Origin of the sequence: Halomonas sp. CKK8, from assembly GCF_029625235.1 — a bacterium.
Taxonomy (GTDB): Bacteria; Pseudomonadota; Gammaproteobacteria; order Pseudomonadales; family Halomonadaceae; genus Halomonas; species Halomonas ventosae.
Genome location: NZ_CP121193.1, coordinates 3,728,312 through 3,755,255, shown reverse-complemented (window position 1 = coordinate 3,755,255; position 26,944 = coordinate 3,728,312). Strand labels below are relative to the sequence as shown.

Here is a 26,944-nt window from a genome sequence, read left to right as displayed (position 1 = left end):
ACGACACCGATGAAATACGAAACCCAGAAGGTGGCGCTGCCATTCTTCATGGTGGCCATGGCGCTCTTCGCGCTGCAGGTCGTCTTCGGGCTGCTGGCCGCCACCGTCTATGCCTGGCCCAACTTCATGGCCGAGCTGATGCCCTTCAACATCATGCGCGTCAGCCATACCAACCTGCTGATCGTCTGGCTGCTGCTCGGCTTCATGGGCTGCACCTACTACCTGATGCCGGAAGAGGCCGAGCAGGAGATCCACAGCCCCACCATCGCCTACATCCAGCTGGCGATCTTCGCCTTCGCCGGGGCCGCGGCGCTGGTCGGCTACCAGTTCGGGATCCACGAGGGGCGCGAGTTCCTGGAGCAGCCGTTCTGGGTCAAGGTGCTGATCACCATCTCCTTCCTGATGTTCCTGTTCAACACCAGCATGACCCTGCTCAAGGGCCGCCGGACCGCGATCAACCTGGTGCTGATGCTGGGCCTGTGGCTGGCCGCGGTGTTCTGGCTGTTCGCCTTCTACAACCCCACCAACCTCGCCGTGGACAAGCTCTACTGGTGGTGGGTGGTGCACCTCTGGGTCGAGGGCGTCTGGGAGCTGATCATGGCGGCGCTGCTGGGCTACCTGCTGATCAAGATGACCGGTGTCGACCGCGAGGTGATCGAGAAGTGGCTCTATATCATCGTCGGCCTGTCGCTCTTCTCGGGCCTGCTGGGCACCGGCCACCACTACTACTGGATCGGTGCGCCGAGCTACTGGCAGCCCATTGGCAGCATCTTCTCCACCCTGGAGGTGATCCCCTTCTTCGCCATGGTGGTGTTCGCCTTCACCATGTTCTGGAAGGGCAGCCGTAATCACCCCAACAAGGCCGCCATGCTGTGGGCCCTGGGGTGCCCGACCGTGGCCTTCTTCGGCGCCGGCGTGTGGGGCTTCATGCACACCCTGCACTGGATCAACTACTACAGCCATGGTACCCAGGTCACCGCCGCCCACGGCCACCTGGCCTTCTACGGGGCCTACGTGATGCTGATCCTCGGCGTCATCACCTTCGCCATGCCGCAGCTGCGCCGCGTCCAGCCCTACAACCAGGTGCTGAACATGTGGGGCTTCTGGGTCATGACCGGTGCCATGTGCTTCATGACCTTCACGCTGACCTTCGCCGGTGTCGTCCAGACCCACCTGCAGCGCGTGCTGGGCATGAACTACATGGAGGTGCAGGACCAGCTCGGCCTCTTCTACATGATGCGCCTGGGCGCCGGTATCGCGGTGGCTGTGGGGGCGGTGATGCTGATCTACGCCTTCTTCGGCCCGGCCCGCGAGCAGGTGCCGGCCGGTGGCACCCAGCTGACCGCAGGCCCCGAGCGCGCCTGACCACCCGAGGGCCCCGCTCGGGGCCCTCTTTCGTTCACCCTGACGGGAGTGACCCCCATGCCCCTTTCCCCCGTGGCCGCCAACGCCAGCGAGCAAGAGATTCCCTACTACCAGAGCGTCGGCAACGAGTGCGCCATGTTCGAGCAGGCGTTCCAGCAGCGCCTGCCGCTGCTGCTCAAGGGGCCGACCGGCTGTGGCAAGACCCGCTTCGTCAGCCATATGGCAGCCAAGCTCGGCAAGCCGCTGTTCACCGTCTCCTGCCACGATGACCTGACCGCCGCCGACCTCACCGGGCGCTACCTGCTGCAGGGTGGCGAGACCCGCTGGGTCGACGGCCCCCTGACGCGCGCCGTGCGTGAGGGCGGCATCTGCTACCTCGACGAGGTGGTGGAAGCCCGCAAGGACGTCACCGTGGTGATGCACCCCCTGACCGACGACCGGCGGCTGCTGCCGCTGGAGCGCACCGGCGAGCTGCTCGAGGCGCCGGAAGACTTCATGCTGGTGGTTTCCTACAACCCCGGCTACCAGCACATCCTCAAGTCCCTGAAACCGAGTACCCGCCAGCGCTTCGTGGCGATGTCCTTCGACTTCCCGCCCCCCCAGGTGGAGCGTGACATCGTCGCCCGCGAGAGCGGCCTCGCGCCGGAGCGCTGTGCGGCACTCGTCAACCTGGCGGCCAGCCTGCGCGACATGAAGGGCCAGGACCTGGAAGAGGGCGTCTCCACGCGCCTGCTGGTCTACTGCGCGACCCTGATCCAGGCCGGCATGCCGATCCTCGCTGCCGCCCGCGCCACCCTGGTGGAGCCGCTCTCCGACGATGCGGACGTCCAGGAGGGTCTCATGGAGGCCATCCAGGCCACCTTCGGTTAATCAGGTATCACATGGAAAAGAGGGCGAAAGGGGGCGTCGGGGACAAGCCGAAGAGGAGGTCCTACGCCATGGATGGCGTCGGTAGCGTACAGGGAGGTATTCACAGCGCCTCCTCGCAGGCTTGTACCCGAATTAGCCCCTTTCGATACCCGGGAGCTTGATCATGCTGGACTTTCTTGAGGTCGAGGAGACCGTCGGCCGCTTCTGGCACCGCTGGGCCTCCGGCGCGGCGAGCTACCCCGACCATCCCGAGGCGGCGGTCAGCCTCGAGAGCCTGCGTCCCATGCTCGGCGTCTTCTTCCGCGCCGGCGGCGGCGAGGCCGGGGTCGAGGTGGCCGCCATCGCCCGTCGCGGTTCCGCCCACCGGCTGAGCCTGCGCCAGCGCCTGGGGCTCGACGAGGAGGCCCTCGACCAGGCCCGTCGCGACGAGGAGAACCTGCTGCTGCCGCCGCGCCTGGCGCTCTTCCCCGAGGCCGCCCTCAATCGCGACCTCTACCTGTGGCTGACCGCCTACCTGGCCGAGGCACGGCCGCTGACGTATCCCGAGGATCCCCTGCAGGCCGACCTGGCGCGCCTTCGCGAGGCGCGTCGCACCGCCCGTGCCGCCCTGGCGCGCTTCCCCGGGCTGACGGATCGCTACGTGCGGCTGTGTGGCGAGCTGCTGGCCATCCGCCCACAGCGCAGGCGCCTGCCGCCCCGCGAGGCGGACCTGGAGGCCGCCGTGCGGGCCGAGCTGGGGGCCCCCGACCCCGAGGAAGCCTGGGCCCTGGCCATGCAGCGCGCCATCCGTGAGCCGGACTTCCCGCTGGAGGCGTTCCGCGCCCCCCGCGGCTATCGCCCGCCGCTGCCGGTGCCGCTATGGGGACAGGCGGTCACCCTGGGCACCCGCGACGGCGCGCGCGAGAAGAGCGTGGACGACGACGAGGAACTGGCCAGCGCCGCCGCCTCGCCAGACGATGACCACGGCAAGCGCAAGGCCGACCGCCGCGAGCAGGACCAGGCCGACCGTGATGACCCGCTGATGCTCAACAACATGGAGAAGATGCTCTCCTGGGCGGAGATGGTGAACCTCAACCGCCACGTGGAGGACGAGGAAGAGGAGGAGGCGCGCCAGGCGGCCGACCAGATGGACGAGATCGTGCTCAGCTCCAACCGCAAGAAGGCGGCCTCCCGGCTCAAGCTCGACCTCGACCTGGCCCCCGACGAGGTCGCTGGCGGCCGCCTCAAGGGAAGGTATCGCTATCCCGAATGGAACCACCGCAAGCAGGCCTACCTGCCCGACCACTGCGTGGTGCTCAGCGACGTCCAGAGCGAGGAGGGAGAGGCGTGGGAGCCCGACGAGGCGACCCGCCGTCGCATCCGCCGGGTGCGTCGCGAGTTCGAGGCGCTGCGCCCGCGGCGCGAGATCCTGCGCGGCCAGCTGGATGGCAGCGAGCTCGACATGGACGCCGTGATCCGCTCACGCTGCGACCTGGCCGCGACCGGCGAGGCCAGCGATCGCCTCTACCTGGCCAGCCGTACCCAGGCCCGTGACCTGGCGGTATCGATCCTGGTGGATGTCTCGCTCTCCACCGAGGCGTGGCTGCAGGACCGCCGGGTGCTCGACGTGGCCAAGGAAGCGCTGCTGGTGCTGGGCCATGGCCTGGCCGGCTGTGGCGACGACTACGCCATCCACAGCTTCACCTCCCAGCGTCGCCACAAGGTGTGGGTCAACACCCTGAAGGAGTTCGACGAGCCCATGGGCGAGCGGGTGTCGCGGCGCATCTCGGCGCTCAAGCCTGGCAGCTATACCCGCATGGGGCCGGCCATCCGTCACCTGACCAAGCAGTTGAGCGAGCGCCCCAACCGGCACCGGCTGCTGCTGATGCTCACCGACGGCAAGCCCAACGACAATGACTACTACGAGGGGCGCTACGGCATCGAGGACACCCGCAAGGCGGTGCTCGAGGCGCGGCGCCAGGAGGTGCGGGTGTTCGGGGTGACCATCGACCGCGAGGCGGGGCAGTATATCCCCCACCTGTTCGGCCGCGGTGGCTATGCCATCGTGCAGCGCCCCGAGCACCTCTCCCTGGCGCTGCCAGGGATCTATCGCCAGATCATCGCCACCTGAGCCTATTGACCGTCGAACCATCGCCGAGGAAACGCGCCATGTCCATCCGTACCCGACTGATCCTCGCCGTGGCGGCCTGGTGCCTGGTCGCCGTGGCGCTGGTGCTGCCGCTGGTGTGGCTGATCAACAACCGCGACTGGGGGATCGGCCTGATGCTGCTGACGCCGTTCCTGGTCTACGCCCTGATGCGCCTGGGTCGCGCCCTGGAGGTCTGGGCACGGGCGACGTCGCCGCCGAGGGGCGCTCGGGACTGAGGCGCCCGCGGCGCTACGGCGAGTCGTCCCTGGCATGGACTCGCTTCCCTGACACGAAGGTCTGTTGTGGCTGGAGGTCGCCATCGAGCAGGGTCACGTCGGCATCGAAACCGGCGGCCAGGCGGCCCTTCTGGCCATCGAGCCCCAATACCTGCGCCACGTTTCCCGAGATCAGGCCCAGGGCCTGTTCGAGTGGCAACACCTCCTCGCGCACCAGGCGCTGCCAGTCCGCGATCAGGGCGGTGTTGCGCGCCACCCGCATGCCGATGTAGTGACCCTGGGCATCGAACTCGGGCAGGCTGCCGTTGCAGTCGGAGCTCATGGTGATGTGCTCGACCGGCACGCCGCGCGCGAGCAGCCGGGAGACGGCATCGAAACCGGAGAGGCCCTCCTCGCCGGGGTCCTCGAAGGCGGTCACATCCACGCTGGCGGAAAAGGCCAGCGCATAGTCGGCGGCCTCCTCAAGCAGGTCGCGATGGCGGTTCACATGCGTCGGGATCACCTGCTCGGCGGGGATCTCGGTCTCGGTGAGCAGCCGGCGCAACGGCTCCAGACCGCGCTTGCCATCGCCGACATGGAAGTGACAGATGCCGCGCTTGCCGGCCAGCATGGCACCGACCCGCACCTCGCTGACCAGTCGCTCGATCTCGTCCTGGCGCGGCTGGCTCGAGCGGTGATCCGAGATGGCGATCTCGCCCAGGCCGATGACCTCGGGGATCCAGGCCAGGTCACGCTGGACGTCGCCGGTCAGGGTCGGGGGCGGCACACGATAGGACCCCGTGTACATATAGGCGCAGATACCCTCGGCCCTGAGCCCCCGCACCTTGGCCAGCAGGTTCGCCGGGGAACGGCTGATGCCGTCGGTACCCAGCACGCCCACCACGGTGCCGATGCCCATGGACGCGATCTCGTGGGCGGTGATCTCCGGGCAGCGGGTGCCGCAGCCACCTTCGCCACCACCGCCGGTCACGTGTACGTGCTGGTCGATGAAGGCGGGGACGGCAGTGAGATCGCGAGCCTCCACCAGGCGCACGGGCCACCCTTCCGGCACGGCGAGATCGCGCCCCAGCGCCGCGATCCGGCCGTCGGCGATCAGGACCTCGGTGGCCTCGAGGGGGGCCGGCGCGAAGATGCGTCCGACGCGCAGCAGGGTCAGCAGGGGGGCATCCCGATCATCGAGGGGCATCATGGCGTATCGCCGGTGTGGTCGGTCGAGGCCGGGGGCGAGAAGCGGCGGCCCTTCAGGCGCTCGATGGCGCCCTCGACATCATCGATCAGCAGCACCAGCAGGTCGCCTTCGCCTGCCTCATCGAAGGCCCTGTCGACGGCCTGGGTTTCATCCATGATGACCTCCACCCGGCAGGCTCCCGGCACTGATTCGGCGCCGTCGCGCAGCAGGCGAGCGGCGTCACCGGGAGCGCGCCCGCGGGCGTCGGTCTCGTAGATGAAGACGACGTCGTGCATCCGGGCGAGCAGGGTGCCCAGCGTGAAGAGGTCCTCGTCGCGGCGATTCCCCGGAGCGCTGGCCACACTGATGCGTCGCCGGGCCGGAATGCAGCCGACCAGTTCGCTCAAGGCCTCGAGCGCCGGCACGTTGTGCCCGTAGTCGATCAGCACCTTCATGCCGTTGGCGTCGATGAGGTTGGTGCGTCCGGGATTCTGTCCGGGGGTGGGGTGGAAGGTCTGCAGGCCCATCTGGATATCGGCGATGGAGAGCCCCAGGGCATAGGCGGCCGCGCTGGCGGCCAGGGCATTGGCGACATTGAAGCGGGCGTGACCCTCGAAGGTGATCGGCACGTCCACGACCGGTATCACCTCGGCTTCGACATGGCCCTGGCGCATCACGATGCGTTCGTTGTGGACGGTAAAGGCGACACCCTGGTCGCGGACATGCCGACGGACGGGACGTGAGTCGGGGTCCAGCGTGAAGAAGATGATATCGCCCCGGGCCCACTCCTGGCCCGCCAGCACCCGCGGGTCGTCCGCATTGAGCACGGCCGTCCCGCCCTGGCGCACGGCATCTATGACCACGGTCTTGCAGCGCGCCAGCTCGTCGAGGGTGTGGATATCATGCTCACCCAGGTGATCGCTGGCGATGTTGAGCAATACGCCCACGTCGCACTCGTCGAACCCCAGGCCGCGGCGCATGATGCCGCCGCGGGCGACCTCGAGCACGGCGCACTCGACCGTGGGTTCGCGCAGCACGATCGCGGCCGCCTGGGGGCCGCTGTAGTCACCGCGCAGGATCACATGGTTGTCGACCTCGATGGCGCCGGTGCAGGCCATGCCGACATTGCGTCCCGACTGGCGCAGCAGGTGCGAGAGCAGGCGTACCGTGGTCGTCTTGCCGTTGGTCCCGGTCACCGCCGCGACGGGGATGCGCCCCGTGGCCTCAGTATCGGGGAACAGCATGTCGATCACCGGGCGACCGACATCGCGACCCTCCCCGTGGGTGGGCGACAGGTGCATGCGAAAGCCGGGCCCGGCGTTGACCTCGACCACGGCAGCGGACTGCTCCTCCAGGGGGCGGGTGAGGGTCTCGGCCAGCAGGTCGATGCCGATGATGTCCAGTCCCACCAGCCGTGCGATGCGCTCCGCCACGTAACGCACTTCCGGATGGACATCGTCGGTCACGTCCGTGGCCGTCCCCCCGGTGCTGAGATTCGCCGTGGGCTTCAGGTAGACGATCTCGTCGGCCGGGATGACGCTCTGCAGGGTCAGATTCTGCTGGCCGATCAGCCGCAGCGACTGTTCGTCCAGCTGGATCTGGGTCAGCAGGTTCTCGTGACCGATGCCGCGACGCGGGTCCCGGTTCTCCTCGTCGACCAGGGCCTGCAGGGTGGCGACTCCATCGCCGACCACATGTGCCGGGCGGCGCCGGGCCGCGGCCACGAGCTTGTTGTCGATGACCAGCAGGCGATGGTCCTCGCCCCGGATGTACTGCTCGACGATCACCGAGGGGTTGCGATGGGCGGCGATGTCGAAGGCATCACGCAGCGACGTGTCGTCCTCGATGTTGGTGCTCACGCCGCGGCCATGGTTGCCGATGACCGGCTTCACTGCGACGGGATAGCCGATGTCACGGACGGCGTCGAGCGCCTCATCGAAGGAGCCGCACACCCGCCCTTGGGGTACCGGAATGCCGGCATCGCCGAGCACCTGCTTGGTCCACTCCTTGTCGTCGGCGATGCCGTAGCCGATCAGGTCCGTGTGGCCGGTCACCGTCGCCTGGATGCGCTGCTGTCGATGGCCATGGCCGAACTGGATGTAGCTGTTCTCCTCGCTCAGGCGGGTATGGGGAATGCCACGCTGGTTGGCGGCGTCGACGATGGCGGCCGTGGAGGGCCCCAACATGTGGGCGTCGCGCACCTGCTTGAGACGGTCGATGATCGCCGGCATGTCGATCGCCTCGCCGGCGAAAAGCCGCTCGACGAGGTCGACGGCCTCGATCCCTGCGGCCAGGCCGCAGGCCTCGTCCCGGTAGCGGTAGACGACGTTGTAGATGCCGGTGTCATAGCTGTCGATGGTCTTGCCGTAGCCCACCGAAAAGCCGATCAGGTTCTGCAACTCGATGGCGACATGCTCGACGACATGACCGGCCCAGGTGCCGCGCTCCAGTCGCTCCAGGAAGCCGCCGGGCCGGCCCACCGAGCAGCGGTGCTCCTGCAGGGTCGGCAGCAGGGCGGTCATCCGCTCGACGATGCCGGGGACGAGATCGCTTGGCTTCTCCTCGAGGTCGCCGATGTCCAGGCGCAAGAAGATCGCCGGGTAGCGGCTGTAGTAGTTCGGGCCACGCAGGGCCCGGTGCTCGAGAATGTTCATCGTCCCTCCGCGAGAATGGCGCCGAGTTCGTGGGGGACGAGATAGCGCCGCGCCTCGACGTCGAACCCATGGCCGCTGACCATCGCATGGAGGATCATGTTCTCGATGGCCACCGGTTCACCCATGGAGAGGTCGGCGATATTCGAGCTCGCCAGGTCCCGGCTGTCGATGAGGATGACATGCCCCGAGCCGATGGCCTCGAGGATGCCGTGGGGGTGGATGATCACGCCGGCATCTTCGCCCAGGCCTACCCCCAGGTGCTCGGGATTGCTCGCCCCGACCTCCATCAGCCGCGTGAAACGCCCGCGCTCGAGGAAGTGGCTGTCGATGATCAGGCCGTCGACGAAGCCGAGGCCGAAGGTCATGTTGACGCCACCCTTGCGCAGGGCGTCGGTGGCGGCACCGTTATAGATCATGGTGCCCGGCATGGCCGCCGCACCGGCACTGGTCCCGGCCACCACTGCGCCGTCCTCGAGGCGTTCACGGATCGCACTCAGAACCGGGGATCCCCCCAGCACATTGGTCAGGCGCAGCTGATCACCGCCGGTGAAGAAGATGACGCCACTCTGCTCGATCAGGCGAACGGTGTCATCCTCGGCCGCCTGCTGGCGGTCGCGGATACCCAGCAAATGGACGTGGCTGGCCCCCAGGCGTTCAAAGGCCGCCTCGTAGTCGGGCAGGATCTGGTCGGGGATGCTGCTCGCGGTAGCGATGACCGCAACCTCGAGGTTACCCTCGGGGGCCAGGGCAAAGACCCGTTTGAGGATCTCCAGGTCGGATTTCCTGTCCTCGGCACCGCCGATGGCCACGAGAGGGCCGGATGCCGAGGAGGGTGGCGAGGTCATAATCCTTTCGTCGCCGAGCGACGCTTTTGAGCCAACGCAGAAGCCACGTTCGCGTGAGTCACATGCCGGATGGCAGGATGCTTGCCGCCTGCACTTTCACTTATAACAGGCATCCCGGCGCGGGGCACGTTCTCGCTGGCTCGGGAGTCACGGCAAGCGGCGACGCGATCCTGTGGCCTGCCAGCAGGTGCCAGGGGGACACTCGCCTTCGCACTGCGGCAGAGGGGGCCGGAGTCGGCGTCAGCCGGCCAGCCGTGCCGCCAGGTAGCCGCCGGCGATCAGCGCCAGCGTCAGCACCACCAGGCCCACGAAGGTACCCCTCCAGGCCGGCGTGGCGGCGCGCAGGTTGAGGTAGACCATCAGCAGCCGATGGGCCTTGAAGCCGGTGGCAGCGACCACCAGGCCTGCCGACCACAGCGGCAGCGCCTGCCAGCTGCCCTGGTCCAGCCGCGCCGAGACCATCGAGAGCAGCGTCAGGGCCATCAGCGTGAGCCAGGTGGTGAGCAGGCGGCGGGTGCCGGGAAGCATGGTCATGGTCACCTCGGGAGGGAGCCCTCAGCTTGATGGAGAGCCTTCAGCGCAATAGGGAGCCATCAGCTCAACGTAATAGATAGAGCAGCGGGTAGAGCAGGATCCAGATCAGGTCGACCATGTGCCAGAAGGCGGCAGCGGTCTCCACGTTCTCGGTGGAGGTGTGCCAGGTCACCAGCGCCAGCAGCGCCAGACCGAACAGCACATGGGCGAAGTGGAAGGCGGTGAGCCCGTAGTAGAAGCCGAAGAAGGCGTTGGTCTCCGGGGTGATGCCGGCCGCGAACTTGCCGGCATACTCGACCCCCTTGATCACGCCGAACAGCACCCCCAGCGCCATGGCGGCGCCCAGCCACTGGCGGGCCCGGCGGATCCGTTCGCCGCTCACGGCCTCCACGGCCAGGGCCACGCAGAGCCCGCTGGTCAGCAGCACCAGGGTATTGAGCCCGCCCATCAGCGGGTCGAGTTCCTGCTGGGAGGCGTCGAAGAGGGCCATCGCCGCCACCCGCTCCGCGGCATAGAGGGCGAAGAAGGCGCTGAAGACCAGCATCTCGCTGAGGATCAGCACCCACATCAGCGGGTTGCCGGGCAGCGCCGAGAGCGGCCCCCACCCGGGGTTGGGAAGCGCCCGCTCCTTCATCCGTCCGCCAGGGTCACCCGGGCGCCGCCGAAGGCCAGGCTGCGCGGGTTGGCGACCGGCTGGTTGGAGGTCAGGCGGCTGATGCCCACGCCGCAGCGCGCCACCATCCAGATCAGGCAGGCGGTGAAGTAGATGTAGCCCAGTGCCCAGGGCGCCACGGCAGGGGCACCCACCAGCCCCAGCAGCTGCCAGGTGGCGACGAAGAGACCACCGCCCAGCATGCCCAGCCAGAAGGTGCGGACCTGGAACTGCAGGTGGCTCTGCACCCAGGGCTCGGCGCGACGGCGCTTGAGGTGGGCGACCAGCACACCGATGGGCGCGGTGACCACGGTGAGCACGCTGCCCAGGAAGAGCATGTAGACGACGATGGCCGCGCCGCGACCGCGGGCGGCCTTCTCGGGGTTGACGGAACCGTCGTGGGCCAGGGTGTGGGACATGGTGACACCTCGTATCCGGCAGCCGGCCGGGGCCCGCAGCGGGGTTCCGACCAATTGATGTATTTCAGATACCACTATAGCGCGAGGCGTGGCGGATTTTCCTGGCCTGGATCAAGACACCCGGCCGAAAACGGGAATGCCACCCGCAGGTGGCATTCCCGCCCTCCGGTACACGGTGTCACTCCTCGGCCTGCCGTGACCGCCGGCGCTCGGCATACTGCTCGGCAGGCCCCTGGATCTCCGGCAGGTAGCGATAGCGCTCCTCACCGAGCTCGGGAAGGCGCTGGCGCTCCATGCGGCGGATGGCACCGTGCATCCAGGCCAGGGAGATCGCCACCAGCACGAAGAGCACCATGTAGGAACTGGTCCAGATGCCGGTGAGATCGAGCACGGCGCCGAACAGGATCGGCAGGAAGAAGCCTCCCAGGCCACCGATCATGCCGACCAGGCCCCCTACCGAGCCGACGTTCTCCGGATAGTAGACCGGGATATGCTTGTAGACGGCGGCCTTGCCCAGCGACATGAAGAAGCCCAGCAATACGGTGAGGATCACCACGGCCCACAGCGGCAGGGCCATGGAGAAGGCGATCTCGCCCTCCTTGCCCTGGATGACGTAGCTGGTCTCGGGATAGGCGAGCAGGAACAGGCAGGCCAGCGAGGCGATGAACGTCAGGTACATGATCGACCGGGCGCCATAGCGGTCCGACATCCACCCGCCGAGGGCCCGGAAGACGCTGGCCGGCAGGGTATAGAGGGCCGCCAGGGAGCCAGCCACGGCGATGCTGACATCGTAGGCCCCGACGTAGTAGCGCGGCAGGTAGGAGGCCAGGGCGACGAAGGCGCCGAACACGAAGAAGTAGTAGAGAGCGAAGCGCCACACCTGCAGGTGCTTGAGCGGCTCCAGCTGTTCCCGGGCAGAGGACCCCTTGCCGCCCTGGCCGCGCCGGGAGAGGGTCAGCGGATCCTCCTTGGAGAAGACCCAGAAGCCCACGGCGACCACCGTCAGCACGATGGCGTAGACCACCGCGGTCTGCTCCCAGCCCAGCGCCAGCAGCAGGAAGGGGGCGGCGAAGTTGGTCACCGCCGCCCCGGCGTTGCCGGCGCCGAAGATGCCCAACGCGGTGCCCTGCTTCTCCTTCTCGAACCAGTAGGAGGTGTAGGCGATGCCGACGATGAAGGAGCCCCCGGCCAGGCCCACCCCGAGCGCCGCGACCAGGAACATGGCGTAGGACTCGACATAGGAGAGCATGAAGACGCAGGCCGCGGTGATCAGCATCAGCAGGCTGAAGACGCGGCGGCCGCCGAACTGCTCGGTCCAGATGCCCAGGAAGATACGGCTGATGGAGCCGGTCAGGATCGGCGTGGCGACCAGGATGCCGAACTGGGTCTCGCTGAGCCCCAGGTCCTGCTGGATCTGCACACCGATGATGGAAAAGATCGTCCACACCGCGAAGCAGGTGGTGAATGCCAGGGTGCTGAGTGCCAGGGCCCGGTACTGCTGGGGCCGGGTTACCCCCTCGAGATGTTTCATGTCGTGCCTCCCTCGCTTGGCCTTGCATGAATGGTCGCTTTACAGACTGTCAGTCCTGGCGACGTCGAGGTTGATGTGCATCAAGATCTGCCGTCGCTACCTCCTGAAATCCCGCCCACTAACCCTTTGGGGGTAGCCTACGGGGTGTCGGTCCCTGCCGCGCCGCCAGCGCCGAGTGGTGCGACGCCTCAAGACGCGGCGACCCGGGCGGCCGTCCTGCCGCCCGGGTCGGGTGTGGGCCTCAGCGAGCGGCCTGGCCCGCCTTGAGCGCCGCCTGCTCCTCGATCATGCGATCCACCGAGGAGACGTGATACTCCTCGTCGAAGGCGCCCTCGGGCTCCTTCAGCCAGATGAGGCAGATCAGCCAGCTGAGGAAGGCCCCGGTGGCAATGATGTAGAAGAACTGGGTCGGCGTGACGAAGGTGAAGATGGTCAGGTAGACCACCGCCCCCACGTTGCCGTAGGCGCCGGCCATGCCGGAGATCTGGCCGGTGATGCGGCGCTTGATCGACGGGATGATGCCGAAGGTGGCGCCTTCCGCCCCCTGCACGAAGAAGGAGGTGAAGATGGTGATGGCAATGGCCACGATCAGCGGCCAGCTGGCGTCGAGCATGGCCATCAGCACGAAGCCGATGCCGATGCCGAACATGTAGCTGAGCATCACGAAGCGGCGGTTGCCCATGCGGTCGGAGACCAGCCCGCCCATGGGGCGTGCCACCAGGTTGACGAAGGCGAAGGAGGCCGCGATCAGGCCGGCGGTGGCCGGGTTCAGCCCCCAGGTCTCCTCGAAGAACATCGGCAGCATGGAGACCACCGCCAGCTCGGCACCGAAGTTGGCGAAGTAGGTGCTGTTGAGTGCCGCCACGCTGCTGAAGGGATACCGGTCGTCCTCGGGAACCCCCTGCTTGAGGATCGGCACGTTGACGCGCAGGATCTGCACGATCTGGTAGATGACCACCGCCACGATCGCCAGGTAGGCGATGACGGCACCGGTGGTGGAGAGGTAGCCCATGTTCTGGATGCGCCACACCAGGATCCCCAGCACGCCGACCAGCGGGATGGTCCAGAGGATCAGCTTGATCATGTCGGCCCAGCTGCTGACCTCCATGGCGGCGGCCTTGCGCGGCTTGCGGTGGGCCTTGGCGTCCGGGCCATCGGTGATGGCGAACCAGTAGTAGACGCCATAGGCGGCCATCACGATGGCGCTCTGGGCGATGGCCCAGCGCCAGCCGTCGGCACCGCCGTACATGGTGATGGCGATGGTCGGCAGCGACATGGCGGCGGCCGCGGAGCCGAAGTTGCCCCAGCCGGCATAGAAGCCCTCGGCGAAGCCGATGTCCCTGGGCTTGAACCACAGGGCGGTCATGTGGATACCGACCACGAAGCTGGCGCCGATGGAGCTGAGCACCAGCCGCGAGACCAGCAGCTGGGTCATGGTGTCGCCGAAGGCAAAGGCCAGCGCCGGGACCGACATGGTGACCATCAGCACCGAGAACACCCGCCGCGGGCCGAAGCGATCCAGGGCCATGCCGACGATGATGCGGGCCGGGATGGTCAGGGCCACGTTGCAGATGGCGAACAGCTTGAGGTCGTCCGGGCTCAGCCAGTCGACGCTCTTGAGCATGCTCGAGGCCAGCGGCGCCATGTTGAACCAGACGTAGAAGGTGATGAAGAAGGCGATCCAGGTCAGGTGCAGGGCCCGGATCTCGGGGCTCTTCACCTTGAAGACGGAGGAGACTTTCATGGTCGTTTATTCCTGTGCTGCCGAATCCCCGGTGGGGAGAATCAGCAAGGGACACTCGGCCCGGCGGGTCAGGAAGGAGCTGACGCTGCCGAAGGTCATGTAGTCGAATTCATCGAAGAGGGCATTCAGCGACTTGGCGATGAAGCTGGGGTCGGGCTGGTGGCTGTGGCGGGCAATCACCAGCAGGTCGGGCTTCTCCTTGTGCGTGGCCTGGAGCAGCAGCTTGCGGGCATCGCCCTCGGCGATCAGGAGCTCCGCGTCGAAGCCCCCCTTCACCGCGGTCTCGACGCCCTCCTGCAGCTGCGCCTTGAGCTCCCGGTACTCCTCCTGGAAGAGGTCCTCATTGGCATCCGTGGCATCCCGCGGATTCTCGGCGACCCCGACCAGCACCAGGGTGGGCGCGTTGTTGTGGAACATCTGCATGGTCTGTTCCAGGGCCAGCCTGGCATTCCGCGAACCATCGTAGGCAAGCATGATCTTCATGGCGGATCTCGATATCTCGGGTAGGGGCGCCCGGGGTCTTCCCGGGCGCTACCGGCTTGATGGATCAGGGGTTCTTCACGTAGGCGTTCTTGCGCAGGTAGAACCACCAGTTGACGACCAGGCAGAGGGCGTAGAAGACCGCGAAGCCGTACATCGCCATCTCCGGGGTGCCGGCCTTGATCTGCTCGCCCATCACCCGCGGGGCGATGAAGGCGCCGTAGGCCGCCACGGCGGAGGTCCAGCCGAGTACCGGGCCCTTCTGCTGCAGGTCGAAGATGAAGCCGATGCTGCGGAAGGTGGAGCCGTTGCCGATGCCGCTGGCGGCGAACAGCACGATGAACAGCACCAGGAACATCCAGAAGTACTGGTTGGGATCGGTGGCGTTGTAGGCCAGCATCATCACGTAGCCCACCGCCGCCGAGGCCAGCACCATCACCACGGAGATCGCCTGGGTGACGATGGCGCCGCCCACCTTGTCGGAGATCCAGCCGCCCACCGGGCGGATCAGCGCGCCGACGAAGGGGCCCATCCAGGCCCAGGTCAGGGCGCTGGGCGCATCGGGATTGGCGATGCGAGAGACGCTGCCGTCGGCGGCCACCTCCATCATGTTGCCGAAGATGACGCTGATGGAGAGCGGCAGCGCCGCGGAGAAGCCGATGAAGGAGCCGAAGGTAGCGATGTAGAGCACCGTCATCGCCCAGGTGTGCTTGTTGGAGAAGATCGCGAACTGCTTCTGGATGTTCGGCTTGATGTCACCCGGGATCAGGCGCAGCAGGAACAGGGTCAGCACGATGGTCAGCGGCAGGGCGAGCCACATGTTGAGCCAGCCCAGCGCCACCACGCCGATGATCGAGGTCAGGATGCCCACCCCATAGAGGCCCAGGATCTTGCCGAAGGCCTGCACGGGCGAGCCGGGATTGGGCGTGATGGCGCGAATGTTGTTCATGCCGAACCAGCCGGCGAAGGCCAGCGGGATCAGGAAGACCAGCCAGATGAAGCCGGCGTTCTGGATCCAGGTATCGGTGCCCGCCTCTATGCGCCCGATCAGGGTGCCGCTGGCCTTCTGCAGCTCCATCGGCTCGCCGCCCAGCGCGCCGAAGATGCCCACGGTCATCACCAGCGGGATCAGGATCTGCATGGTGGTGACGCCGAAGTTGCCGAGGCCGGCGTTCATGCCCAGGGCATAGCCCTGCTGCTTCTTGGGGAAGAAGCTGGAGATGTTGCTCATCGAGTTGGCGAAGTTGCCGCCGCCGATGCCCGAGAGCAGCGCCAGCGCCTGGAACACCCAGAAAGGCGTGCCCGGGTTCATCAGCGCGATGCCGGTGCCCAGGGCGGGCACCATCAGCAGGGCGGTGGTCAGGAAGATGGTGTTGCGCCCGCCGGCGATGCGGATCATGAAGGAGGCGGGGATGCGCAGGGTGGCGCCGGCGAGGCCGGCAATGGCGGTCAGGGTGAACAGCTGGTCCACCGTGAACGGGAAGCCGAGGTTGCGCATCTGGGTGGTGATCATGCCCCACATCAGCCAGACGGCGAAGCCCATCAGCAGGCTGGGAATGGAGATCCAGAGGTTGCGGCTGGCAACCTTCTTGCCCTCCTTCTCCCAGAACTCCTCGTTCTCGACATCCCAATTTTCGATGTCGGCATTCTTTCTGGTCATGGCATTTCCCCTCAGAGCGCTTGCGTGGGGCCCCGGCCCGCGGTCACGGTTGACCGATATCAAGGCCTTGGGCTTTGCCGCGAAAGATACGCCTCGTCGGGAAGCGGCGAAACGGGGGGAAAATGCCGGAAAATCCGCAGGATACCTCCAGGGAGGTAGGAGGTATCCGGCGTCAGGTCATTGATATTAAAGGAATTAATTGTGGCGGGCGCGGTGGTGGGAGCGGCGGCGGACGCCTCGGGAGTCTTTGGAGGTATCCACACAGGATCTACTTGTCCACACCCTCCTGGACGGCCCACACCGCGGCCTCCACCCGCGAGCGCAGGTTGAGCTTCTTGAGCAGGTGCTTGACGTGCACCTTCACCGTGCCCTCGGTGATGTCGAGCTTGCGGGCGATCAGCTTGTTGGAGAGGCCGGCGGCCAGCTCGCGCAGGATCTCGCGCTCGCGCTGGGTCAGGCTATGGATATCCGGCGCCGCCGGCTGGTTGCGCTGGCTGCGCAGCGCCTCCGCGAGCAGGGCGGTGAGGCTCTCGCTGATCACCATGCGCCCCAGGGCCGCCTGGCGCAGCTGGCGCACCATCTCGTCGGGGTCCATGTCCTTGAGCAGGTAGCCGTCGGCGCCGCTGCGCAGGGCGGCGACCACGTCCTCCTCGTGGTCGGAGACGGTGAACATCACGATGCGCCCGGCATAGCCCTGCTCGCGCAGCGCCTTGAGGGTGGCGATGCCGTCCATGCCGGGCATGTTGAGGTCGAGCAGGATCATGTCGGGGTCGAGCTCGCCGGCGAGCCGGAGTCCGACCTCCGGTTCGCCCGCCTCGCCGGCCAGGTCCAGGTCGTCTTCCAGCTCGAGCAGCTGCGACACGCCGCGGCGCAGCAGCGGGTGGTCGTCGATGAGCAGGATCGTGGCAGGGGTGTCGTGATCGGTCCGGGTCATCCTGGCTAGTCCCTGTGTCCGTGTTGAAGGGCGATGGTCTCGGGCCCGCTGGCCGGCTGCTGGGCGATCAGCCGCGCGGTCTGGGGAGAGAAGGCGAGCTCGACCAGGGTGCCGCCGGCCTGGCGGTTGCGTACCTCGAACTCGCCGCCCAGGGTATCGGCACGGTCGCGCATGATCACCAGGCCGTAGTGCATGGGCGGCGAGCCGTCCGCAGGCAGGCCGATGCCGTCATCCTCGACCATGACATGCAGCCGGGCCTGCTGGAAGCGCACCGTGACCGCTGCCCAGTGGGCCTGGGCATGCTTGTGGATGTTGGCCAGCGCCTCGCGGACCACCTGCAGCACATGGATCTCCTCGTTGGGATTGAGCAGGTGCGGCGGCACGTCGAAGAACAGCTCGACCTTGAAGCCCAGCCGCTCGGCGAACTCCTCGGTGGTCTGGCGCATGGCGCTCTGAAGGCCGGGCCCCTCGAGCTTGAGGCGGAAGGTGGTGAGCAGCTCGCGCAGCTGGCGATAGGCGCTGTCGAGCCCGGTGCGCAGCTCGCCGAAGACCGCGGTCTGGGCCTCGCGGGGCATCTCCCTGGCCTGCATGCGCTCGAGCCTGGCGACCTGCATCTTGAGGTAGGAGAGCGACTGGGCCAGGGAGTCGTGGAGCTCCCGGGCGATGATGGTGCGCTCGTTCATCAGCGTCACCTGCTGCTGCTCCTCGATGCGCCGCTGCAGGTAGACCGCCGTGGCCAGCTGGTCGGTGAGGGCATTGAGCAGCCGGCGGGTGCTGTCGGTGAGCTCGCGGCCCTCGGGATACCAGACCTCCAGGGTGCCGAGCAGGGTCGCCCCGACGCTCACCGGCAGCAGCAGGCACTCCGCCTTGCCGTCCTCGGAGAGCTCCAGGGGCTCCGGGTCGAGCAGGCAGGCATGGCAGTCGTGATCGCGACAGTAGGTCGGGCGGCTGCGCGAATGGGTGGCCATGATCGGCACCTCGCGATCGTCGAAGGGGTCATGCAACGAGAGCCGGATCGGGCCGATCTCGAGCAGCTCCTCGATGCGGCGCAGCATCGGGGCGGCGCTGGCGCAAAGGTCGTTGCCGCCGCCATAGAGGGCCCGGCTGCCGTCGTGGAGCACCTGCATGACCCGGTTGCTGCGCTCGAGCTCCTGCTTCTTGCGTGAGACGCGCGCCTCCAGCTCGGCGTAGCTGGCGGCAAGCTCGCCGGACATGGTGTCCAGGGTCCGCCCCAGCAGGGCCAGCTCGTCGCTGCCCTTGAGCCGGGTACGATAGTGGAAGTTGCGGCGGCCGGCCTCCCGGGCGAGTACCACCAGCTGGTGCAGCGGGGCCACCAGGTTGTGGCGGATGTCGTAGAGGGCGATCGCCACCACCACGGCCGTCAGCACCAGGAAGAGGATCTGCAGCACGCTGAGCAGGTGGATCTTGGCCTCGCTGTTCTGCTCCAGCCGGGTGACCAGTTGATCGATGTCGCCCACCAGGCCGTCCAGGGTCTGGCGCAGGGCATCGACCTCGAGCCCGCCGCCGGCAATGGCGCGGGTCACCTGGGGGGCCAGCGCCTCGTCCCAGCGCGCCTGCAGCAGCCGGTACTGTTCCCGCAGGGGGTGGTCCACGGCCTCGGGCAGGGCCTGGGTCAGCCGGGGGCTGGCCAGGCGCTCCCGGAAGCGCTCGGCCAGGGCCTGGACCCGTTCGCGCTGCGCCGCCTCGGGCTGGCGTTCGTAGCGCTGCAGGGCCGCGACGATCTGGTAGGTGTTCATGCGCAGCGAACCGGCCACGTTGATGGCGGCGGCATCGCCGCGGCTGCCGTTGGCTACCACCATGGTCACCACGATGCTGACCAGTGCCAGGGCACTGATCGCCAGCAGCGAGGCGCTGATGCGGGCCACCAGGGAGCGTTGCAGCAGTTTCATCGGCGGGAGGGCCCTCCGCACGCGTCACACGTGTATGGATTCAGGGTGCCACTATACCCTAGTGGGTAGTGCTTGCTCCCTCAAAGGTGTACCTCCCTTGCCCTTTTGACCCGGCCCCCGGGGCTTCCGAGAATTCAGCCATACCTCTCGAGCCCCCGGCCCATGTCCCGCGACCCCGATGTCCTCAAGAACGAGCCCCGCGATGCGCCGGTCGATGGCGAATCGGCGCCCCCGGGTTATCGCTCGCTGGTGGTGGTCGTACTCTCGCCGCTGGCCTTCGCCCTTGTCTTCGCCTGCTGGACCCTGTTCGCCGTGCTCGGCGTGGAGCTGCGCCGGGACCTGGTCCTGGGCAACGTCGGCTTCGCGGTGCTGCTGGCCATGCCGATGCTCGCCGGGGCCCTGGCCAGCCTCCCCATGGCACTGCTGGCCCGTCGCCTCGGCGGGCGTCGAGTGATGCTCGGCTGCCTGCTGCTGACCTGTCCCTTCCTGTGGTGGGTCAGCCAGGCGCATCACTACCTGGAGTTCCTGCTGGCCGGCCTGGGGCTGGGCCTGGGCGCCGGGGCACTGGCCGCCGGCCTGGTCTATGTGGCGGAACTGGGGCCACCGCGGCATGCCGGCCTGGCGCTGGGCCTCTACGGGGCCGGCATGCTGGGGGCGGGGCTGAGCTACCTGCTGCTGCCGCTGGTCAGCCAGGCCTATGGCTGGCGCATGGCACCGCTGCTCTACCTGCTGCCGGTGCTGCTGGTGGCGGCGCTGCTGTGGTTGTTCGCCGATGACGCCGATGCGCCTGCGCCCGTGGGCGAGACGGAGGAGGACGAGGCACCGCCGGCGCGGGTCTCGCCAAGGACGCGCGTCGTCCGCTTCGCCTGCCTTCTCGCCGACTGGCAGCTGTGGCGGCTGGCGATCACCTACAGCTTCTTCTTCGGCGCCTTCGTGGCCCTGGCGCTGTGGCTGCCCGGCCACCTGGTGGCCCGTTACGGCCTCTCGCTGCAGGCCGCGGCCCTCTGGGCCCTGCCCTTCACGCTCGCCGTCGGGGCGGGCCAAGTGATCGGCGGCGCGCTGGCCGATTGGCGCGACTTCCGCAGCCTGCGCTGGTGGGTCAGCGCCTTCGTGCTGGTCTGCCTCTTCCTGCTCTCCTATCCCCCCTTCTCGATGCGCATCGAGGGCGTGCATGGCGAACTGACGCTGCGCTATGCGGCCCCGCTATGGGGGTTCATGGGGCTGCTGGTGGCCATGGGCGTCGCCATGGGCATGGGGCAGGGCAGCCTGATGCGGCTGATCCATCGCGATCATGGCGGCGACATGGCGCTGGTGGGCGGGCTGGCGCTGACCCTGGGTGGGCTCTTCGCCGCCCTGCTGCCGCCGGTCTTCGTGCTGGGCGGCGAGTGGCTCGGGGTGCGCACCGCGGGCTTCATGTTCCTCTATGCCGCCCTGGTGGTGTGCATGCTGGTGATGCTCGCCGACCATGCGCGAGGCCGGGGGAGTGCCCGCTGAATGCTCCGTCTAACCCTTCCTTCACCGCCGCCTATCCCCTTGGAGGTAGGGGGCATGTATATGGAGGTAACCGGGCAGTATTCCGCCTGCCAATCCCCCAGAATTCACCCCATGGAAGCTGCCTGAGCCCTGTGAGGGAGCGGCAGTCCGAGTGGCCCGGGGTGGCCACGCATCTTTTCAGGAGCCTGGAGAGCGACCATGAGTCACTTCATCGATCGGCTGAACTTCTTCCGCAAGGCCCGCGAACCCTTCGCCAACGACCATGGTGAAGTTCGCCAGGAGTCCCGCGAGTGGGAGAACAGTTACCGGCAGCGCTGGCAGCATGACAAGGTGGTACGGTCCACCCACGGGGTGAACTGCACCGGTTCATGCAGCTGGAAGATCTACGTCAAGAATGGTCTGGTCACCTGGGAGACCCAGCAGACCGACTATCCGCGCACCCGGCCGGACCTGCCCAACCATGAACCTCGTGGCTGCCCGCGCGGTGCCAGCTATTCCTGGTACATGTACAGCGCCAACCGTCTCAAGTACCCCCTGATCAGAAAGCCGCTGCTCAAGCTGTGGCGCGAGGCCCTCGAGGCGAAGGGTGATCCGGTCGATGCCTGGGCCTCCATCGTCGAGGACCCGGCCAGGGCCAAGCAGTACAAGCGTGCCCGCGGCATGGGGGGCTTCGTGCGCGGCAACTGGGACGAGCTCAACGAGCTGGTCGCTGCTTCCAACGTCTACACCGCCAAGCAGTTCGGGCCCGACCGCATCATCGGCTTCTCGCCGATTCCCGCCATGTCCATGGTCAGCTATGCCGCCGGTAGTCGCTACCTGTCATTGATCGGCGGCGTCTGCATGAGCTTCTATGACTTCTATTGCGACCTGCCGCCGGCATCGCCGATGACCTGGGGCGAGCAGACCGACGTGCCCGAGTCCGCCGACTGGTACAACTCCGGCTATATCATCGCCTGGGGCTCCAACGTGCCGCAGACCCGGACGCCGGATGCCCACTTCTTTACCGAGGTGCGTTACAAGGGCACCAAGACCGTCTCGGTTACCCCGGACTACGCGGAGGTCTCCAAGCTTACCGACGAGTGGCTCTCTGCCAAGCAGGGCACCGATGCCGCGCTGGCGATGGCCATGGGCCATGTCATCCTCAAGGAGTTCCACCTCGACAAGCCCAGCGCCTACTTTACCGACTACGTGCGCCGCTACTCCGACATGCCGTTCCTGGTCGAGCTCGAGCCCCGTGAAGACGGCAGCTACGCGCCGGGACGTCAGCTGCGTGCCAGCGATTTCGATGCCAGCCTGGGTCAGGAGAACAACCCGGAGTGGAAGACCGTCGCCTGGGACGAGACCCGCGACCAGCTGGTGGTGCCGCGCGGCTCCATCGGCTTCCGCTGGGGCGAGACCGGTGATGAGGTCGGCAAGTGGAACCTCGAGCCCCTCGACGCCGAAGGCACCGAGATCAAGCCGCTGCTGAGCCTCGCCGAGCACCACGACAGCGTGGCCAAGGTCGCCTTCCCCTACTTCGGCGGCATCGAGCACGAGCACTTCGACCATGTGAAAGGCGAAGGCGCGGGTGCGGCGGATGACCTGCTGTTCCACAACCTGCCCGTCAAGAAAATGAAGAAGGCCGACGGTAGCGAGATGCTGGCGGTCACCGTATTCGACCTGATGTGCGCCAACTACGGCATCGACCGCGGCTTCCGCGGCGATAGCGAAGATGACGGTGCCACGTCCTACGATCAGGTCCGCCCCTACACCCCGGCCTGGCAGGAGAAGATCACCGGTGTGCCGGCGGATCAGTGTGCGCGCATCGCCCGTGAGTTCGCCGACAACGCCGACAAGACCCAAGGGCGCAGCATGATCATCGTTGGTGCCGGCATGAATCACTGGTACCACATGGACATGAACTACCGCGGCTTGATCAACATGCTGGTCATGTGCGGCTGCATCGGCCAGAGCGGGGGTGGCTGGGCCCACTATGTGGGTCAGGAGAAGCTGCGCCCGCAGACAGGCTGGACCCCGTTGGCCTTCGGTCTCGACTGGCAGCGTCCGCCGCGTCATATGAACTCCACCTCCTTCTTCTACAACCACTCTTCCCAGTGGCGCTACGAGAAGCTCGAGATCAAGGAGATCCTTTCGCCGCTGGCCAAGGCCGAGGACTATCCGGGTAGCCTGATCGACTTCAACGTGCGCTCCGAGCGTATGGGCTGGCTGCCCTCCGCCCCGCAGCTGGGCACCAACCCGCTGCGACTGGCGAAGAAGGCCGAGGAAGCCGGGATGTCGACCAAGGACTACGCCGTTCAGCAGCTCAAGAGTGGCGAGCTCTCCTTCGCGGCGGAAGACCCGGACAATCCCCAGAACTTCCCGCGCAACATGTTCATCTGGCGCTCCAACCTGCTGGGCAGCTCCGGCAAGGGCCATGAGTACATGCTCAAGTACCTGTTGGGCACTCGTCACGGTATCCAGGGAAAGGACCTGGGTGAGGAAGGCGGCACCATACCTGAAGAGGTCAAGTGGCATGACGAGGCGCCCGAGGGCAAGCTCGACCTGCTGGTGACCCTGGACTTCCGCATGTCCACCACCTGCCTATACTCGGACATCGTGTTTCCCACGGCGACCTGGTACGAGAAGAACGACCTCAACACGTCCGACATGCACCCCTTCATCCACCCGCTGACCGCAGCGACCGACCCGGCGTGGGAGTCACGCAGCGACTGGGACATCTACAAGGGCATTGCCAAGGCCTTCTCGAAGGCCTGTGTCGGGCACCTGGGCGAGGAGACCGACCTGGTCACCCTGCCGCACCAGCACGACTCCCCGGCGGAGCTTTCCCAGGTCGAGGTCAAGGACTGGAAGAAGGGCGAGTGCGAGCCGATCCCGGGCAAGACCATGCCGGCACTGATCGAGGTCAAGCGCAACTACCCCGAGACCTATGAGCGCTTCACCTCCGTGGGCCCGCTGCTCCAGAGCATCGGCAACGGCGGCAAGGGCATCAACTGGAACACCGAATCCGAGGTCGAACTGCTCGGCAAGCTCAACCACCGCAAGCTGGACGGGCCGCATAAGGGGCGTCCGCAGATCGAGAGTGCCGTGGACGCGGCCGAGATGATCCTGACCCTGGCGCCGGAGACCAACGGCCAGGTCGCGGTGAAAGCCTGGGACGCGCTTTCCAAGATCACCGGGCGGGATCACACCCACCTGGCGCATCCCAAGGAAGAGGAGAAGATCCGTTTCCGCGACATCGTTGCCCAGCCGCGCAAGATCATCTCCAGCCCGACCTGGTCCGGCCTCGAGGACGAGCACGTCTCCTACAACGCCGGTTATACCAATGTCCACGAGCTGATTCCCTGGCGCACCGTCAGCGGCCGCCAGCAGTTCTACCAGGATCACCCCTGGATGCGCGCCTTCGGCGAAAGCCTGCTGGCCTATCGGCCCCCCATCAATACCAAGGCGGCGCAGGGCTTCACCCTGCCGGCCGATAATGGCTACAAGACCAAGGCGCTGAACTTCATCACGCCGCACCAGAAGTGGGGGATCCACTCCACCTACAGTGAAAACCTGCTGATGCTGACATTGTCACGCGGCGGCCCTATTGCCTGGCTGTCGGAAGACGATGCGCAGTCGATCGGCATTGAAGACAACGACTGGATCGAGCTCTACAACGCCAATGGTGCGATTACCGCCCGTGCCGTGGTCAGCCAGCGGGTCAAGACCGGCATGGTGATGATGTACCACGCCCAGGAGCGAATCACCAATATCCCCGGTTCCGAGGTCAGCGGCACGCGTGGCGGGTTCCATAACTCGGTTACCCGCATCTGCCCCAAGCCGACTCACATGATCGGCGGCTACGCTCAGCTCTCCTACAGCTTCAACTACTACGGCACCGTCGGCTCCAACCGCGACGAATTCGTCCTGATTCGCAAGATGAAGAACATCGACTGGCTGGATGGCGAAGGCAATGACACCGTGCAGGAGGCCGTCAAATGAAGATTCGTTCGCAAGTAGGCATGGTCCTCAATCTCGACAAGTGCATCGGCTGTCACACCTGCTCGGTGACCTGCAAGAACGTCTGGACCAGTCGTGAAGGTGTCGAGTACGCCTGGTTCAACAACGTCGAGACCAAGCCCGGTATCGGTTATCCCAAGGAGTGGGAGAACCAGAAGAAGTGGAAGGGCGGCTGGTTGCGCCGTAAGGATGGCAAGATCGAGCCGCGCATCGGCGGCAAGTGGCGGGTGCTGGCGAACATCTTCGCCAACCCCGATCTGCCGGAGATCGACGACTACTACGAGCCGTTCACCTTCGACTACCAGCACCTGCACACCGCCAAGCAGGGCGAGCATCAGCCCACCGCGCGGCCGCGTTCGCTGATCTCCGGCGAGCGCATGAACAAGATCGAGTGGGGCCCGAACTGGGAGGAGATCCTCGGCACCGAGTTCGCCAAGCGGCGCAAGGACATGAACTTCGAGAAGGTACAGGCCGACATCTACGGCCAGTTCGAGAACACCTTCATGATGTACCTGCCGCGGCTGTGCGAGCACTGCCTCAACCCGACCTGCGTGGCGTCGTGCCCGAGTGGCGCGATCTACAAGCGCGAGGAGGATGGAATCGTCCTGATCGATCAGGACAAGTGCCGTGGCTGGCGGATGTGCATCTCCGGCTGTCCCTACAAGAAGATCTACTACAACTGGAAGACCGGTAAGTCCGAGAAGTGCATCTTCTGCTATCCGCGCATCGAGGCCGGACAGCCTACGGTCTGCTCCGAGACCTGCGTGGGGCGCATCCGCTACCTCGGCGTGCTGCTCTATGACGCCGATCGCATCGAGGAGGTGGCGAGCTCGCCGGACGAGCGTGACCTCTATCACCGCCAGTGCGAGATCTTCCTGGACCCCAACGACCCGGAAGTGATCGCCCAGGCGAAGAAGGACGGCATCACCGACAACGTGATCGCCGCCGCCCAGGCCTCGCCGGTCTACAAGCTGGCCATGGACTGGGGCCTGGCGCTGCCGCTGCACCCGGAGTATCGCACCTTGCCGATGGTCTGGTACGTGCCGCCGCTGTCGCCGATCCAGTCCGCCGCCGAGGCCGGCAACGTCGAGTTCGACGGCGTGATGCCGAAGATCGAGTCGCTGCGCATCCCGGTCAAGTACCTGGCCAACATGCTCACCGCCGGTGAGGAGGAGCCCGTGGTGCTGGCGCTCAAGCGCCTGATGGCGATGCGCCTCTACATGCGCGGCAAGCACGTCGAGGGCAAGGCCGAGACCGAGGTGCTGGAGAGCGTGGGCCTTACCGAGGCCCAGGTGGAATCCATGTACCGCTACCTGGCCATCGCCAACTACGAGGACCGCTTCGTGATCCCCACCAGCCACCGCGAGATGGCCACCGAGGCCTTCCCGGAGCGCGGCGGCTGTGGCTTCAGCTTCGGTGACGGCTGCCATGGCGACAGCGGCCAGAGCCTGTTCGGGGGACGCAAGACAACTACCACCCTGGTCAAGTCGGTGGAAACCTATGATCCGCATGCCGAGGAGGTCCGTCATGGCTGAGGCAGCGATGCAATACCCCGCCGCGGAGACGGACATGCTGAGCCTGCGCGTGCTGGCCCGGCTGCTCGATTACCCCTCCGCGGAGCTCCAGGCCGCCGCGCCGGAGATGATCGAGCTCCTCGACGCCGAGCGCCGCTGGGAGGCGGCGCTACGCGCTCGCCTGATGGACTGGTGTCAGCGCCTGCTCGAGGCCGACCTGCTGGAACTGCAGTCCGAGTACGTGGCGCTGTTCGACAAGGGTCGCGCGACCTCGCTGCTGCTCTTCGAGCACGTTCACGGCGAGTCCCGTGATCGTGGCCAGGCGATGGTCGACCTGATGGCCGAGTACCGCGCCGCGGGCTTCGAGCTCGATGCGCGTGAGCTGCCCGACTACCTGCCGATGTTCCTGGAGTACCTCTCGACCCGCCCGGAGGCCGATATCGGTCGTTGGCTGGGCGAGATACGTCACATTCTGGCGTTGCTCAGTGCGCGCCTGGAAGAGCGCGAGGCCGACCATGCCATGGTGCCACTGGCGCTGCTGGCGCTGATCGGTGCCGAAGGGGACGTCGCTGTCCACCGCGAGACGGTGAAGGATGAAGCCCCCGACGATACCCCCGAGGCGCTGGACGAGGTCTGGGAAGAGGAAGCGGTGCGCTTCAGTGCCGCCTCCGACGAGGACTGCGCACTGCAGTCCGCCGAGGGTCGCCGACTCGCCGAGCGCAAGCAGGCCGTGCCCAGCGACCCCGTCAGGATCATGCCCGGCAGCGGCCAGACCGACCGCACCGTGACCGATCGCTAAAGGAGAAC

The 26,944-nt window shown here is 66.8% G+C and carries 20 protein-coding genes; 8 read left to right on the top strand and 12 right to left on the bottom strand.

From position 1 onward, the window contains the following. Positions 1-9 precede the first annotated feature (9 nt). The 4 genes from P8934_RS17755 to P8934_RS17740 all read left to right on the top strand — a co-directional run bounded on the left by P8934_RS17755 (position 10) and on the right by P8934_RS17740 (position 4,599). Complete coding sequence (locus P8934_RS17755) at positions 10-1,365, top strand: cbb3-type cytochrome c oxidase subunit I (protein ID WP_133634458.1); 1,356 nt, start codon at positions 10-12, stop codon at positions 1,363-1,365. A gap of 57 nt (positions 1,366-1,422) precedes the next feature. Further along, positions 1,423-2,235, top strand: a complete 813-nt coding sequence (locus P8934_RS17750) for a CbbQ/NirQ/NorQ/GpvN family protein (RefSeq protein WP_278032177.1) — start codon at positions 1,423-1,425, stop codon at positions 2,233-2,235. Between the two features lie 163 nt (positions 2,236-2,398). After that, positions 2,399-4,345: a VWA domain-containing protein gene (locus P8934_RS17745; protein ID WP_278032176.1), complete on the top strand. Its 1,947-nt coding sequence runs from the start codon at positions 2,399-2,401 to the stop codon at positions 4,343-4,345. Between the two features lie 38 nt (positions 4,346-4,383). Continuing rightward, positions 4,384-4,599 (top strand): hypothetical protein, encoded by a 216-nt coding sequence (locus tag P8934_RS17740; RefSeq protein WP_278032175.1) that lies wholly within the window; start codon positions 4,384-4,386, stop codon positions 4,597-4,599. A gap of 13 nt (positions 4,600-4,612) precedes the next feature. Here the strand turns inward: P8934_RS17740 and iadA are convergent, their stop codons facing one another. The 12 genes from iadA to P8934_RS17680 form a co-directional block, all read right to left on the bottom strand. Then, positions 4,613-5,788, bottom strand: coding sequence for a beta-aspartyl-peptidase (iadA, locus tag P8934_RS17735; protein ID WP_278032174.1), 1,176 nt, complete (start codon positions 5,786-5,788; stop codon positions 4,613-4,615). Then, positions 5,785-8,421 (bottom strand): cyanophycin synthetase, encoded by a 2,637-nt coding sequence (gene cphA / locus P8934_RS17730; protein ID WP_278032173.1) that lies wholly within the window; start codon positions 8,419-8,421, stop codon positions 5,785-5,787. Before cphA ends, iadA begins: the two co-directional genes overlap by 4 nt. Further along, entirely contained in the window at positions 8,418-9,266 is an 849-nt protein-coding gene (locus P8934_RS17725; protein WP_278032172.1) for a cyanophycinase, read from the bottom strand. The genes cphA and P8934_RS17725 overlap by 4 nt, the downstream gene beginning before the upstream one ends. Before the next feature lie 240 nt (positions 9,267-9,506). Continuing rightward, positions 9,507-9,800 carry a hypothetical protein gene (locus tag P8934_RS17720; RefSeq protein ID WP_278032171.1) on the bottom strand — a complete coding sequence of 98 codons (294 nt, stop codon included), beginning with the start codon at positions 9,798-9,800 and terminating at the stop codon, positions 9,507-9,509. A 64-nt stretch (positions 9,801-9,864) separates the two neighbouring features. Beyond that, on the bottom strand, positions 9,865-10,434 hold the full coding sequence (locus tag P8934_RS17715; RefSeq protein WP_278032170.1) for a cytochrome c oxidase subunit 3 family protein: 570 nt from the start codon (positions 10,432-10,434) through the stop codon (positions 9,865-9,867). Next, positions 10,431-10,871 carry a hypothetical protein gene (locus P8934_RS17710; protein WP_278032169.1) on the bottom strand — a complete coding sequence of 147 codons (441 nt, stop codon included), beginning with the start codon at positions 10,869-10,871 and terminating at the stop codon, positions 10,431-10,433. The genes P8934_RS17715 and P8934_RS17710 overlap by 4 nt, the downstream gene beginning before the upstream one ends. Before the next feature lie 178 nt (positions 10,872-11,049). Beyond that, a complete protein-coding gene (locus P8934_RS17705; protein ID WP_278032168.1) occupies positions 11,050-12,402 on the bottom strand; it encodes a nitrate/nitrite transporter in 1,353 nt (450 codons plus the stop codon). A gap of 241 nt (positions 12,403-12,643) precedes the next feature. Beyond that, entirely contained in the window at positions 12,644-14,146 is a 1,503-nt protein-coding gene (locus P8934_RS17700) for an MFS transporter (protein WP_278032167.1), read from the bottom strand. A gap of 6 nt (positions 14,147-14,152) precedes the next feature. Continuing rightward, the gene (locus tag P8934_RS17695; RefSeq protein ID WP_278032166.1) at positions 14,153-14,629 is read right to left on the bottom strand and encodes a universal stress protein; all 477 of its coding nucleotides are present in this window, start codon (positions 14,627-14,629) and stop codon (positions 14,153-14,155) included. A 64-nt stretch (positions 14,630-14,693) separates the two neighbouring features. Continuing rightward, complete coding sequence (locus P8934_RS17690) at positions 14,694-16,286, bottom strand: MFS transporter (protein WP_278032165.1); 1,593 nt, start codon at positions 16,284-16,286, stop codon at positions 14,694-14,696. Between the two features lie 268 nt (positions 16,287-16,554). Next, positions 16,555-17,220, bottom strand: coding sequence for a two-component system response regulator NarL (gene narL / locus P8934_RS17685; RefSeq protein WP_278032164.1), 666 nt, complete (start codon positions 17,218-17,220; stop codon positions 16,555-16,557). 5 nt (positions 17,221-17,225) lie between these two features. After that, positions 17,226-19,130: a type IV pili methyl-accepting chemotaxis transducer N-terminal domain-containing protein gene (locus P8934_RS17680; RefSeq protein WP_278032163.1), complete on the bottom strand. Its 1,905-nt coding sequence runs from the start codon at positions 19,128-19,130 to the stop codon at positions 17,226-17,228. 162 nt (positions 19,131-19,292) lie between these two features. Here P8934_RS17680 and P8934_RS17675 point away from each other — a divergent pair, with 162 nt between their 5' ends. The 4 genes from P8934_RS17675 to narJ all read left to right on the top strand — a co-directional run bounded on the left by P8934_RS17675 (position 19,293) and on the right by narJ (position 26,936). Beyond that, a complete protein-coding gene (locus tag P8934_RS17675; protein ID WP_278032162.1) occupies positions 19,293-20,624 on the top strand; it encodes an MFS transporter in 1,332 nt (443 codons plus the stop codon). 198 nt (positions 20,625-20,822) lie between these two features. Further along, positions 20,823-24,605: a nitrate reductase subunit alpha gene (locus tag P8934_RS17670; protein WP_278032161.1), complete on the top strand. Its 3,783-nt coding sequence runs from the start codon at positions 20,823-20,825 to the stop codon at positions 24,603-24,605. Next, positions 24,602-26,158, top strand: coding sequence for a nitrate reductase subunit beta (gene narH, locus P8934_RS17665; protein ID WP_278032160.1), 1,557 nt, complete (start codon positions 24,602-24,604; stop codon positions 26,156-26,158). The genes P8934_RS17670 and narH overlap by 4 nt, the downstream gene beginning before the upstream one ends. Next, a complete protein-coding gene (narJ, locus tag P8934_RS17660; protein ID WP_278032159.1) occupies positions 26,151-26,936 on the top strand; it encodes a nitrate reductase molybdenum cofactor assembly chaperone in 786 nt (261 codons plus the stop codon). Before narH ends, narJ begins: the two co-directional genes overlap by 8 nt. Positions 26,937-26,944 lie beyond the last annotated feature (8 nt).